15 protein-coding genes and 1 pseudogene are annotated in these 12,800 nt (G+C 63.9%); 10 read left to right on the forward strand and 6 right to left on the reverse strand.

The genetic code is table 11. The features are described 5' to 3' along the window. Positions 1–128: 128 nt before the first annotated feature. The 9 genes and pseudogenes from MU516_RS07755 (at position 129) to lnt (ending at position 5,862) form a co-directional block, all read left to right on the forward strand. A complete protein-coding gene (locus MU516_RS07755; RefSeq protein WP_260276644.1) occupies positions 129–731 on the forward strand; it encodes an SCO family protein in 603 nt (200 codons plus the stop codon). A 5-nt stretch (positions 732–736) separates the two neighbouring features. Next, complete coding sequence (locus tag MU516_RS07760) at positions 737–1,159, forward strand: disulfide bond formation protein B (protein WP_007426242.1); 423 nt, start codon at positions 737–739, stop codon at positions 1,157–1,159. Further along, positions 1,156–1,815 carry a DsbA family protein gene (locus MU516_RS07765; protein WP_007426241.1) on the forward strand — a complete coding sequence of 220 codons (660 nt, stop codon included), beginning with the start codon at positions 1,156–1,158 and terminating at the stop codon, positions 1,813–1,815. The genes MU516_RS07760 and MU516_RS07765 overlap by 4 nt, the downstream gene beginning before the upstream one ends. 23 nt (positions 1,816–1,838) lie before the next feature. After that, complete coding sequence (locus tag MU516_RS07770) at positions 1,839–2,306, forward strand: copper chaperone PCu(A)C (RefSeq protein ID WP_040610612.1); 468 nt, start codon at positions 1,839–1,841, stop codon at positions 2,304–2,306. After that, positions 2,306–2,932: an SCO family protein gene (locus MU516_RS07775; RefSeq protein WP_040610611.1), complete on the forward strand. Its 627-nt coding sequence runs from the start codon at positions 2,306–2,308 to the stop codon at positions 2,930–2,932. The genes MU516_RS07770 and MU516_RS07775 overlap by 1 nt, the downstream gene beginning before the upstream one ends. Beyond that, positions 2,929–4,302, forward strand: coding sequence for a M23 family metallopeptidase (locus tag MU516_RS07780; protein ID WP_260276645.1), 1,374 nt, complete (start codon positions 2,929–2,931; stop codon positions 4,300–4,302). Before MU516_RS07775 ends, MU516_RS07780 begins: the two co-directional genes overlap by 4 nt. A gap of 3 nt (positions 4,303–4,305) precedes the next feature. Beyond that, on the forward strand, positions 4,306–4,761 hold the full coding sequence (locus MU516_RS07785) for a DUF411 domain-containing protein (protein WP_260276646.1): 456 nt from the start codon (positions 4,306–4,308) through the stop codon (positions 4,759–4,761). Positions 4,762–4,773: 12 nt separating this feature from the next. Beyond that, positions 4,774–5,304, forward strand: a pseudogene (locus MU516_RS07790) (ZIP family metal transporter); the annotation flags it as partial. Continuing rightward, entirely contained in the window at positions 5,284–5,862 is a 579-nt protein-coding gene (gene lnt, locus MU516_RS07795; RefSeq protein WP_345780854.1) for an apolipoprotein N-acyltransferase, read from the forward strand. The pseudogene MU516_RS07790 and the gene lnt, both read left to right, overlap by 21 nt. Here the strand turns inward: lnt and MU516_RS07800 are convergent. Both MU516_RS07800 and MU516_RS07805 read right to left on the reverse strand, forming a co-directional pair. Then, the gene (locus tag MU516_RS07800; protein ID WP_260276647.1) at positions 5,843–6,355 is read right to left on the reverse strand and encodes a L,D-transpeptidase family protein; all 513 of its coding nucleotides are present in this window, start codon (positions 6,353–6,355) and stop codon (positions 5,843–5,845) included. The two genes, lnt and MU516_RS07800, sit on opposite strands and share 20 nt — an antisense overlap. Before the next feature lie 62 nt (positions 6,356–6,417). Then, positions 6,418–8,766, reverse strand: coding sequence for a heavy metal translocating P-type ATPase (locus MU516_RS07805; protein WP_260276648.1), 2,349 nt, complete (start codon positions 8,764–8,766; stop codon positions 6,418–6,420). A gap of 162 nt (positions 8,767–8,928) precedes the next feature. Here MU516_RS07805 and MU516_RS07810 point away from each other — a divergent pair, with 162 nt between their 5' ends. Further along, the gene (locus MU516_RS07810; protein WP_260276649.1) at positions 8,929–9,213 is read left to right on the forward strand and encodes a hypothetical protein; all 285 of its coding nucleotides are present in this window, start codon (positions 8,929–8,931) and stop codon (positions 9,211–9,213) included. 45 nt (positions 9,214–9,258) lie between these two features. On the opposite strand, the gene MU516_RS07815 is transcribed toward MU516_RS07810, so the two are convergent. The 4 genes from MU516_RS07815 to MU516_RS07830 form a co-directional block, all read right to left on the reverse strand. After that, positions 9,259–9,921 (reverse strand): L,D-transpeptidase, encoded by a 663-nt coding sequence (locus MU516_RS07815; RefSeq protein WP_260276650.1) that lies wholly within the window; start codon positions 9,919–9,921, stop codon positions 9,259–9,261. Positions 9,922–10,078: 157 nt separating this feature from the next. Next, positions 10,079–10,777 carry a hypothetical protein gene (locus tag MU516_RS07820; protein ID WP_260276651.1) on the reverse strand — a complete coding sequence of 233 codons (699 nt, stop codon included), beginning with the start codon at positions 10,775–10,777 and terminating at the stop codon, positions 10,079–10,081. Between the two features lie 8 nt (positions 10,778–10,785). Then, positions 10,786–11,316 carry a DUF7220 family protein gene (locus MU516_RS07825; RefSeq protein WP_260276652.1) on the reverse strand — a complete coding sequence of 177 codons (531 nt, stop codon included), beginning with the start codon at positions 11,314–11,316 and terminating at the stop codon, positions 10,786–10,788. Continuing rightward, a complete protein-coding gene (locus MU516_RS07830; protein WP_260276653.1) occupies positions 11,313–12,584 on the reverse strand; it encodes a site-specific DNA-methyltransferase in 1,272 nt (423 codons plus the stop codon). The genes MU516_RS07825 and MU516_RS07830 overlap by 4 nt, the downstream gene beginning before the upstream one ends. Between the last annotated feature and the right edge of the window lie 216 nt (positions 12,585–12,800).

The raw sequence follows: 12,800 nt of genomic DNA on the forward strand, positions 1-12,800 counted from the left end.
GGAGCGGGCAAGTGCGGGATTCACAGGCGCGTGATGTCGCATCAAAGCGCCATCTTCACGCTTGAACCTTCAGTGGCTAGAGGATGTAGACGCGCAAACACACAAGAATCAATGGCAGGCGAACGGGATTGTCACTTAGATCGGTGCAGAAACTTCTTTGGGTATCGGCGGGCGTCGCGGCGTTTGCCTTCGTGTGGCTTCTGCTCTGGTCCGACTATCGTTCCGACCGCGCCCGAACCGACGCCGAACCGCCTTTTTTCGCTGAGTTTGAACTGACGGACCACCAGGGTATGGTTCGAACCGAGGAGGACTTTGCGGGGCGCTGGATGCTGGTTTTTTTCGGCTTTACCAACTGCCCCGACGTCTGCCCGACGACCCTATCCGAGGTCGCGGCGGTGATGGACGGTCTGGGCGACGATGCCGCCAAGGTCCAGCCGATTTTCATAACAATCGACCCTGAACGAGACACGCCCGCAGCACTCGCCGAATACGTCCCGCTGTTCGATGCGGGCATCATCGGGCTGACCGGCACGCCGGAACAGACCGCCGCCACATCCGAGACCTTTCCGATCTTCTTCGAACGCGTCGAAGAGGCTGCGGCGCCGGATGGTTACACGATGGGCCACACGTCGCATCTGTTCCTCTTCGATCCCGACGCGGGCTTCGCCGACTCGTGGCCCTACGGCACCTCCGCCGAAGAGATCCTCGCCGATCTGGAAGAGAGGATCTGACCGAAATGAACCGCATATCCGGAGAAACAGCCCTCGGGCTGGCGTGGATCATCGCGCTCGTCGCCTCGCTTGCCGTGCTTTTCATCGGCGAGGTGCTGGGGCAGACGGCCTGTGTGCTGTGCTGGTTCCAGCGCGCCTTCATGTTCCCCTTGGCCATTGTCCTCGGGCTCGGCCTTTGGTGGCGGGACGGCCGCGTGGGGCGCTACGGCATCGCATTGGCGCTTGGCGGCGGCGCAATCGCCCTCTGGCACATGGGGCTGTACGTCGGTCTTGTTCCCGAACGCATCCAGCCCTGCACGGCCACCGGCCCCTCTTGCACCGATGACAACCAACTGGTCTTCGGCATCCCGATCCCGCTGATGGCGCTCGCCGCCTTCGCGCTGATCGGGGCGCTGTCGGCCCTTTCACTGAAGGACACACGAACATGAACCGACGCGGCCTGATCCTGTCCGTTCTCGCCCTCGGCGTCGCCGGTTTCGGCGGAGCCACCTGGTTTGCAACCCGCCCTGGCCCGGTGGCCGAAGCGGAGCCCGTTGCGCCGGAACTCGCGGACGCGATGATCCGCCCCTACTCGCCCATCCTCGGGCCTGCGGAAGCGCCCGTCACGATCGTCGAATTCTTCGATCCGGCCTGCGAGGCCTGTCGCGCCTTTCATCCCATCGTGAAGGACATCATGGCCGAGCATGGAGATGCTGTCCGCGTCGTGATCCGCTACACGCCCTTCCACGGCGCGGCATCCGAGGAAGCGATCCGCGTGCTCGAGGCGGCGCGCATGCAGGACATTTACGTGCCGGTGCTCGAGGCCGTTTTGCGGGAACAGCCGAGATGGGCGTCGCACGGTGCCCCGGAGCCTGGTCTGATCCTTCAAATCGCCGCCACGGCCGGACTCGATGCCGAGGCCGCGCGCACGCAAATGCTGGCACCCGATGTCGTGGCGATCCTGAACCAGGATCGTGCTGACGTCGAGACCGTGGGAATTCGCCAGACGCCCACATTCTTCGTGAACGGCAAGCCGCTCGATCCGTTCGGGGAGGCAGAACTGCGGCGATTGGTGGCTGCCGAAGTCGCTGCCGCGCAAAGCTGAATGGAAAGGGCAAGATCAATACGATGAAAAAGTATTTTTTGACCAGCACACTGGCGGCGCTTTTGACCCTTGGCGGGCTCTCGGTGCCCGCGCTGGCCGGACCCGAGGATGTTGTCGTAGAGAACGCGTGGTCCCGCGCCTCCATCGGGATGAACCGTCCCGGAGCCGCCTACATGACGATCCGCAACACTGGCGACGAGCCGGTGACGCTGATCGGCCTTACAACACCGCTCGCGATGATGCCCGAAATTCACGAGACGAAGACAAATGCCGAAGGTGTAAGCTCCATGAGCCCGGCGGGGGAGATCGCGATCGCGCCGGGCGAGAGCGTCGCGCTCGAACCGGGGGGCCTGCACGGAATGCTGATGCGGCTGCAAGAACCGATGACGGAAGGGGAAACCTTTCCGCTGACCCTGCTTTTCGACGACGGAGGCGAAGTGACGGTCGAGGTGCCGATCCTCGGCATCGCCGCGCGGGGGCCGGAGGACTGATGCGGCGACGGGCGATCCTGGTGTACGGCGCGGCCGTTGTTGGGGCGGTCGCCCTGATGCTCTTCGTCGGTTGGTGGCGGGTCGACGGACCCGGTGCACCCGCACCTGTCGGGCAGCGGCCTGTGACCCTTACCGAGATGGACTTCCGTCTGACGGATCATGAGGGCAACGCGGTCGGGCCGGAAACCCTCATCGGGCGACCGACGATGGCGTTCTTTGGCTTCACCTACTGTCCCGATGTCTGCCCGACCACGCTATCGGACATTTCGGGATGGCTCGACGATCTGGGAGACGAGGCCGACGAGATGAACGTGGTTTTCATCACGGTCGATCCCGAGCGCGACACTGTCGAAACGATGGCCGAATATGTCGGCTACTTCCATCCGGCGATCCGCGGCTGGACGGGACCGGAAGAGCAGATAGCGCGCGTCGCGGACGGCTTCCGCGCCACCTACGAGCGAGTACCGGCGGAGAGCGGCGATTACACGATGAACCACACCGCGAGCGTCTTCCTGTTCGCAGCCTCTGGGCGATTCGTCACCATGATCGACTATCACGAGCCCAAAGAATTCGCGGTGCCGAAGATCCGCCGCGCGCTGGAAGAAGAAATGGAGGGGGCGACATGAGGCTCAGAACTTTGGCGGCTTGTGTCGCAATTGCGGGGACGGTTTCGAGAGCGGCTATCGCCATCTCTGATTCCATGTCGAAAGAACCCGTGCCGCCGGAACTTGCCCAGGCAGGTAGCTGGATGCCCCAAGGTCCTGAAGCCCCCCAGAACGTTGACATCCCCGTGACGCTGCCCGTGACGGTATGGGCAGAAGATGCACCCGACCTCGGCCCCCTGCCCCTTCTGCAGGTCGCGTTTGCCGACAGGCCGGTAAGGGCGATCGAGCCACCGCTGTCGATGTGGTCGCGCGACATTGCACCTGGCGAGACGCTCGATTTCTTGCTGTCCGAAGCTGGACTTGCGGCACCTGACAGAGCCGAAGTTGCCCTCGCGCTTGGCGCGGAATACGATCTGCGACGGCTGCGGCCGGGGCACTCGGTCACTGTTGCTTCGACCATGGACGGCAGCCCCCGCACCTTCTCACTCGCCGTCGAGGACGGGGTTCGGATCGAGGTGGTTTTCGGCGAGCAGTTGTCCACACAGGTCGTGGCTCCGGATCCGGAGATCGTAACCCTTGCCGGCGAAGCCGTGATCGACAGCTCGATCTTCGCGGCACTCGACGAAGCCGGCATACCCGCCCGTTTTTCCGTGGACCTTGCGCAGATGCTGGGTGGGACCGTGGATTTCCGCCGCGAGATGGCCGGCGGCGAAACACTAAGGCTTCTCTGGCGTGAGGCGCGGGTCGGCGAGGACAGGATCGGACAGCCCGAACTCGCCTTCGCCGCACTGGAGATCGGCGGTTCGCTCTACGAGATCGTATGGCCTGACGACGGCAGCGGTAAGGCGACGATCTACGTCGATGGCGAGGTGCTGCGCGTCTTCGCACAGCCGGTCGAGGGTGCGCGCCTCAGCTCGGTGTTCGGGCGCCGCACGCATCCGGTCTTTGGCAACGTCCGGATGCACACCGGCGTCGATTTTGCAGCGGCACGCGGGACACCGGTTCAAGCGACGGCACCGGGGCGGGTCAATTTCATCGGCTGGCGCGGCGGATATGGTCGCGTGGTCGAAATCTTGCACGGCTCCGACACCATGACGCGCTACGCGCATCTGAGCGCCGTGCCCGAAGACTTGGCACAAGGCCAACGCGTTGCTGCGGGAGACGTGATCGGCCGCGTCGGCGCGACTGGCACGGCGACAGGTCCGAACCTGCACTATGAGGTGCTCGTGGATGGGCGCCCGACTGACCCCCTCTCTGACGACCGGCTCGCAGAAGCGGCCGAGAGCGATGCGGATGATACCGCCGCGCTCTCGCGTCTGGCCGAGGCGCGGGCGCTTCTGAATGAAAACCTCGGCAGCGAGATTGCCAAAACGACAACCGAAAGGCTCTGACCCATGAAACGCATGACCCAAGCTCTTGCCATCACGCTCGCCCTGTTCCCAGCGGCCCAGGCCCTCGCAGAGGCAACGGCGATCGACGTCCGCAAGACCAACGGATGCGGCTGCTGCCTCTCGTGGATGAAACATCTCGAAGAGAACGGGTTTGTGCCGACCGGCCAGGACATGTTCGGCGGGCTTCTCGTGCGCTTCAAGCTAGACAACGGCGTGCCGCAGCGCATGGTCTCCTGCCACACCGCGCTCATTGACGGCTACGCGATCGAGGGCCATGTCCCAGCCGCTGACATCCGCCGCCTTCTCGAGGAGCGCCCGGACGCCGTCGGCCTCGCTGTTCCGGGGATGCCCTATGGCTCGCCCGGCATGGGGCCAGAAGACGACCGCGAGGCCTATGATGTCGTCCTCATCCGCAAGGACGGGTCGACGGAAGTCTTTTCGAGCTACGCCGAAGGATAATCTGGCCCGCCCATGGAAAATCTGTCTCCGATAATGCTCGGCTTTCTCGGAAGTCTTGCCGCCGGATCGCTCACAGCAGTCGGAGCAGTTCCCGTGCTGTTCGGGCGCATCCCGTCTCGGGCCACACGCGATCTGTCGCTCGGCTTCGCTGCCGGTGTGATGCTCGCCGCTTCTTTCTTTTCGCTGATCATCCCGGCATTGGATGCGGCGGAGCCGATGTTCGAAAACGGCGCGATGCCTGCGGCCATCGTATGCGTTTCGATTCTTCTGGGCATGGGGGCTGTCGCCCTGATGAACGAAAAGCTGCCGCACGAGCACTTCAAGACGGGACGCGAAGGGCCCGAAGCGGCGTCTTTGCGGCGGGTCTGGTTGTTCATCATTGCGATCACGATCCACAACTTCCCCGAAGGCCTTGCCGTGGGGGTCGGCTTCGGATCCGGAGGTATGGAGGGCGGTCTGCCGCTCGCCATCGGCATCGGGCTTCAGAATGCGCCCGAAGGATTGGCCGTCGCCGTATCTCTGCTGGGCGAGGGATACGCGAAACACCATCTCGTGCCGTTCGGCGAATATGTGCCATTTCGCGGCTGGTTGCCCATCGAGCGGCTCACGGCGGGGCTGGGCGATTTTACGCCCGGACCGGGCCTCCGAACGCTTGCGCTTCCGGGTGTGCCGCTGGTCGCCGTGGCGATCTGCTATGAGGTCATCTTCCCAAGCCATGTGGTCGACGACCTGTTCCGACCTGACTGGATTTTCAACGCGACAAACGATGCCTGGTTTGGCACCAGCATCGGACCCGAGCAGCATCTGGCTTCCGCACGTATGCGCGCCGTAGAGGAAGGCCTTCCAGTCATCCGAGCCGCGAATACGGGCATCTCTGCGGTCATCGACGCGAACGGAGAGATCGTTGCGCGGCTCGATACCGGCGAAACGGGCATCATCAACGCAAGCCTGCCCTCCGCGCGGCCGCCGTCACTCTACGCGAGCTTCGGGGACTGGATGCTGTTGGTGCTCATCTTGGCTTCGTGGAGCTGGGCAATGGCGGCCAATGCGACGGCGCGCTACCGCCGCATGAGAAACACCGTCATGCAAAGATGTGGATAGGTGTTCCGTCCTTCACCATTGCATAGATGTCCTCGATCTCCCGATCCGTGACCGCGATGCAGCCAGCTGTCCAGTCGCGGACGTCCGTTGGGTCGATGCCCGGGCGTGGACCACCATGGATGAAGATGTCGCCGCCGGGGGAAAGGCCCTGCGCTTCGGCAAAGGCGATGTCGGCCTCGTTCGGATAAGAGATGCCAACTGAAAGATGATACGTACTTTCAGGGTTGCGCTTATCGACTATGTAGGTGCCCTCCGGAGTCCGGCCGTCTCCCTCGAATTGCTTGTGACCCTCGGGCGCGAAACCCAGTCCGACCGGATAGGTTTGCAATACTCGATCGGCTCCGTCGAGAACAAGCAAGCGCTGTCCCTTGTAAAGCCGAACACGGGTCACCTCGGGTCCGCCATAGCTGCGGAACTTGCTGGCGCAGCCGGACAGAAACGCTGCCAACCCGCCCAACAGGACGGCGCGGCGGGGAAATCGGATGGTCTTCACTGCTCATGCCTCTTTGGTGAGGTCTGATATGGACATCACGTTACCTCGCAAATGCAGCGTGATCAATGTCCGTGGGCAAGCGCGGCCTTTGCCATCTGTGGGCCAACCCGCTCACCGCCGGACGGAGGCGCCTTGGCCTCTTGGCTGTTCAGCAGGCGCAGGGCGTTGGCCACCACCAGCAATGACACTCCTACGTCGGCTGCAATAGCGCCCCACATCGATGCCACTCCGAACGCAGTAGCGACAACGAAAACGCCCTTGGTCGCCAAGGAAATACCGATGTTCTGATGGATAATCGACATTGTCCGGCGCGAATGACCGATCAGCCAAGGCACCTTGCCGAGGTCGTCGGTCATCAGGGCAATATCCGCCGTCTCGATTGCCGCGTCCGAACCAACAGCACCCATCGCGATGGCGTAATGCGCACGCGCCATGGCGGGGGCGTCGTTCACCCCGTCGCCGATCATGGCCACCATGTCATGCGTTTCGACCAGTTCTTCGATGGCTGTCGCTTTGTCTTCGGGCAGAAGCTCGGCGCGAACCTCGTCGATGCCGACCTCGGCTGCAACGGCGCGCGCTGTCCGCTCGTTGTCGCCCGTCAGCATGACGATGGTCTTCACGCCTTGCGCGTGGAGCTGTGCCACGATGCCCTTGGCGTCGGGGCGGATACGGTCGCGCAATTCCAGGATGCCGGTCACGCCGGTGTCGTCGCCCACGGCAACAAGGGTGCTGCCAGCTCCTTCGATGCGGTCGCGCAAATCCTTCGGAATGGCGTCGCCGAAACCCTTCTCCTTGGCAAACCGGTCCGACCCTAGCCAGATCGACCGGCCGTCAGTGCGTCCTTCAAGTCCCCTACCGGGAACGGTTCGGGTATCTTCCGCGGCGGACACCTTGATGCCGTCCGCTTCTGCCCGTGCGAGAATGGCGCGCGCCAAGGGATGCGAGGAACGTGCCTCGAGCCCAGCGGCGAGGGTCATCAGATCCTGCGCCGATGCTCTACCCAGCGGATGCACCGCCGCCACCTCGGGCTCGCCCATTGTGATTGTGCCAGTCTTGTCCATGGCCAGCGCGGTGGTCCGACCCGGTGCCTCGACATAGGCACCACCCTTGATGAGTACGCCCGCACGCGCCGAAGCAGTGAGCGCCGCGACGATGGAGACAGGGGTCGAGATGACCAGAGCGCATGGGCAAGCGATCACCAGCAGCACGAGTGCATTGTAGAACCAATAATCCCAGGCCCCACCGAAAATGAGCGGCGGCAGCAAGGCCATTGCGATGGCGAGAGCCATGACGATAGGCGTGTAGATGCGGGCGAACTTCGCCACCCATTGCTCCACTGGCGCGCGACGGGCATGGGCGTCGCCGACCATGCGGATGATCTTGGCCAACACGGTGTCCGAGGCGGCCTTCGTGGCGCGCACCGTCAGTGTGCCTTCGCCGTTGATCGTGCCCGCATAGACTTCATCTCCGGCCTCCTTGGGTATCAAAGCGCTTTCCCCGGTAATCGGCGCCTGATCGACGGCGCCCGCGCCACCCGTCACCTCGCCGTCGAGCGGGATACGGTCGCCACCTCGCACGATAAAGCGCTCGCCGACCGCGACCTGCGCTGCCGGCACTTCGGCCTCGCTTCCGTCTTCGCGGATCACGCGCGCCGTCGGTGGCGCGAGATCCAAAAGCGCCGAAACCGCGTTCCGCGCGCGCCCGACGCTCCAGCTTTCGAGAAAGAGGGACAATGAAAAGAAGAACGCCACTGTTGCCGCCTCGAAGAATTCGCCAAGCCCGATGGCACCGGCCACGGCGACAACCATGAGCAGGTTCATGTCCGGCGACAGCCGACGTGCGGACGACCATGCCTTGGGTGCCACGAGCCAGACACCGAACAGGATCGCAACCGCGAACAGCCCTGCCTCGACCAGTGGCATCGGCGCTTCGCCGTGCCCCGCGAAAAGGCCGAGCGCCCCACCCATGCCGGTCTCGATGATGTGCCACAGAAATCCCGCGGCCCAGAAGCCGCCGCTGAGCGCCGTAAACAGCCGCTGTCGTGCAAGATGGGCCACCTGGTCGACCGACGCGTTTTCGGCATCCCAGGGCTTGGCGGTCATGCCGGTGCTTGCCACCAGTTCTGCAACTTCGCCGTCCGATACCTTCCTTGCGCTGTCGAGGATGGTCATCCGTCCATTGATCACGTCGAACGCGAGATGCTCCGCCCCGCCGATCTTCGGGCCGACCACCTTGTTCAGGATCGCGACCTCCTCGGCGCAATCGAGGCCTGAAACCTGAAAGCTGCGCCCGGCATACGGCGCGAGCGTCACTGGAGCGACGTCGCCACAGCTTCGACTGCCTCCGCAGCAGCCGTCGCCGGATGCCTGCGGAGCGTCGGTATCATCATGGCGGTGGATATCAGACGGCATGAACGGACCTCGGGATTCGGACAGTTCAGATTGACATAGCACCTACAGCAACTAGAGCTTCAAGTGAAAAATCGGTTGGTCTTCATGTCCCGTTTTTTGGTAGGTCTGACAGCGGATTGCCCCGTTTTTGCGAGGCAGAAAGCAAATGCGAAAGGAAACCCAATGCAATCGATCATGCAAAAACGTAACGTGATGGTCCTGCCCACGTTAATGCTCGCCGCCGGGTGTGCCATTTCACCGAGCGACAGCAGCGATACCGCAAACGCGATCGGGAACGTGCCCGAAAGCGTGGTGGCGATGGCGGCACCCGATCAAGACGTTTCGACCGCCCGCCTCAGGCCGGAAGACGGCTGTTATTGGTACGAGCACAACGGCCCGGTGGAGGTGACCTTGCTCCCCCTGCGAACAGCGAACGGCAATCCGATCTGCGCCGCGCGCCCAACCTGAGATCGCTCGACCGACCGCAGGCACGTTGGCCGACCGAGCGCTCCCTCAGCTGCGGGCTGTGACGCTGTCCTCTGCCGAATACAGGTAGGCCGTAGAGCCAAGGTCTACATTTGGATAGAGATCGTTGATGTGGGCCATGACCATCCGCACGCATCCTGAACTCGCGCGACCGCCGATGCTTCTCGGGTAGGGCGTGCCGTGGATCCGGAGATAGGTGTCGCGATCCCCGACATAGAGATAGAGCGCCCGTGATCCGAGAGCGTTTTCCGGCCCTGGTTCCATCCCATCGGCCCATTGTGCGTTCACGGGATCGCGTTCGATCATGTTTTGTGTTGGCGTCCAGTGCGGCCACCTGACCTTGCGCTTGATGTTATAAACACCCGGCTCGTAGAGGTTGCCCCGCGCGATCGCCACGCCGTAGCGCATCGCGGTTCCACCCTGTTCAATGTGGTAGAGATATCGCGCGACCGCATCGACATGGATATCTCCCGGCACGAGACCATCCTTCGCGACTACACGTTGCGGTAGGAACCGCGGGTGCAGACCCCAAGGATTGGAGGTTTCGGGATCATAGTTCGGGGGCGTCACCTGTGCGTCCCAGGCAGCCTTCTGCGCCTCGGTGGGCCAGGTATCGGCGAGGAGTGGGCCGGAGACCGACGCTGAAAACAGCGCTGTGCTTGATCGAACGAAGTGTCGTCTTGTCAGCATTTGGCAGCCTTTGTTCTGGGCATTTGCGCAGGCTCGCGAGGCACGAGCTGCGCTTTCGTGTCTCGATATGCAACCTCCACCAACTAGAGCTTCAAGGCATTTCTTTCCGCTAGCGCCGCACAGGTCAAAGGGGCGTGTGCAATCCCGTTGTTGCCGCTCAGCCGATCTTGCAGCCCCAGAAGGACGTGTGTTCGGCGGCGAAGTAGCCGTCGGCGACCCGGAAATACCCCTGTAGCTCGACGGTATCGCCCGCGGCCAGCGGCACCATCGTCTGCAGCCAGATCGCGGTGGCGAGCGAGACATGGGTGGCGGAGATTTCGCCGAGGGAGCCGCGGACTTCCGTCGTGCCGTTCAGCACCAGCCGCCCGCGCATGCGCGCCGTGGCGCTGGCGTTGATCTTGTAGAGTAGCGTCGCGCCGAAGAGGTAGGTGCCGTCCACCGGCGCCACGAAGTGGTTGTTCGCCGCGTCGAAGGCGCCCTGATCGTTGTAGTCGGTGTTGTTCAGGCCGATCTTCGTCCAGGTCCCGACGCCGACATAGTTGTCGTAGTTCGTGTACGCCTTGAACCGTGGCAGCCAGGGTTGATCGACGATGCCGGTGGCGTTGTCGACGCTGAGCCCGTCGAAGAACGTGCTGCCGTCGGCCGAGACCGCGAGCCGGAAGCGGTCCGAGCCGAACAGGCCGACCAGCGCCTTGGTCACGAAGCCGGACTGCAGCGTCAGCCCGAGATCGTCGCCCGACGCTTCCTTGTTCATGGCGTAGAACAGATCGCCGGTCCCGCCCTCGGCTACGGTTGTGGCGGTCCGCAGCGCGCCATCAGGCTTCTTCGAGAATGTTCTAGACGCTTCGGCCGCCATCGGTGTCCTTACTCGATCATGTCGATGCGCGCGATCAGGTTGCGGACGGTGGAGACGTGCCAGCCACCGCCACGTCGGGTGAGGATGCCGCGGCGGTTGAGTTCGGCGGCGATGGCCCGAAGGCTGGTGAACCCAAGACCCTTCAGCTCGCCCATCAATGGGGCGAGTGCCCGGGCATGGGCGTCGGCATTGTCGGAGACCGCGCGACGCAGCGGAGCGCCACCCAGTCCCGCACGGCGCAGGGCCGCGGCACCCCGCGGATTGCCCAGCCTGACCCCGCGCGCTTTCGCCGCGGCCAGCGCCTCGCGCGTCCGGCGCGAGATCGCCTCGCGCTCCTGCTCGGCGACGAGCGCCATGATGCCAACCGTAAGATTGTTGGCCTCGGGCATGTCGCAGGCGGTGAGGCCAAGTTGCGCGCGAAGGCTTGCCTCGATGCCGACCAGCCGGAACAGTCCCATCTGCGCTGCAAGTGCGATTCCGAACCCGACGGTCACATTGCCCACCGCCTCGACCAGAGACATGATGCGCGACTGGCTCATGACGCCACCGCCATGCCCTGCGGGCCACTGGCACGGCGCTCGGCGGCGATCGCGGCAAAGCTCCGTTCTTCGCTCTCCAGCACCGCCTCCTTGCCAGTGAAGTCCTGCCAGCGGGTGACGATGACGTCGACATAGGCCGGATCCAGTTCGACAGCATGGCACTGCCGTCCGCTGGTCTCGGCGGCGATCACGGTGGAGCCCGATCCGCAGAAGGGCTCGTAGACTGCCTGTCCTGCGCTCGAATTGTTCAGGATCGGCCGGCGCATGCACTCGACCGGCTTCTGGGTGCCGTGCACCGTCGTCGCATCCTGGTCGCGGTTGGGGATCGACCACAGCGTCGACTGCTTGCGATCGCCCGACCAATGACCCTTGCCGCGCACCGCGTACCAGCAGGGCTCGTGCTGCCAGTGATAGTGCCCGCGGGACAGCACCAGACGCTCCTTGGCCCAGACGATTTGGCTGCGGATCCCAAAACCCGTCGCCTCGAGACTGTCGGCGACAGTGCCGGCATGCAGCGCGCCGTGCCAGACATAGGCGACCTCGCCCGGAAACAGCGCCCAGGCCTCGCGCCAGTCGGCGCGGTCGTCGTTCAGCACCTTGCCGGTTCGCCTTGTCTTCGCGGCGCCCGTCTGGTTGCGCCAGCTCGGGTCGTATTCGACGCCATAAGGCGGATCGGTGACCATCAGATGCGGCACGACCCCGCCGAGAACCCTGCCCACGGTGTCCGGATTCGTGGCGCTGCCGCAGATCACCCGGTGCCGCCCCAGAAGCCAGAGATCCCCAGGTCGCGACACCGGATCGATCGGGCGATCGGGCGTTGCCTCCTCGCGGGGATCCGGCGTCCCGTGCCCCAGTAGCGCGTCCAGCTCGGCACCGTCGAAACCGATGCCTGCGAGATCAACCTCCAGCTCCGCGAGTTCGCCCAGTTCCAGCGCCAGCAATTCCGCATCCCAGCCGGCCTGCTCGGCCAGTCGGTTGTCCGCGAGGATGTAGGCGCGCTTCTGCGCTTCGCTCAGATGCGACAGCTCGATTGCAGGTACTGTCTCGAGACCCAACTTCTGTGCCGCCAACACCCGGCCGTGGCCGGCAATGATCCCGCTCCCGGCATCGACGAGCACCGGATTGTTGAAGCCGAACTCCCGGATCGAACCGGCGATGCGGGCGACCTGCGCCTCGGAATGGCTGCGGGCATTGTTGGCATAGGGGATCAAGTCACTGACCGGGGTATGCCTGATCTCCATCGCCTGCAGCTTCGCTTTTGTGCCCATGACCCCCGCCTTGCCTCATTCCGTCCAGATCGCATCCATCGGATCGATTATATCCGAACAGAAGAATCATGATAAGACAGACAGTTATCGGCAATCGCCGTCATGGAACGACATCCTGCCGGGCGGTTCCCGCAAATGCTGCCGCACGCCACGCCCGGGTTGGCGCAGCGGATACATGCCATGCGGTCCGGAAACCGCGCCGGGACGGAACCCCAT

It is taken from the genome of Paracoccus maritimus (assembly GCF_025195095.1).
GTDB lineage: Bacteria > Pseudomonadota > Alphaproteobacteria > Rhodobacterales > Rhodobacteraceae > Paracoccus > Paracoccus maritimus.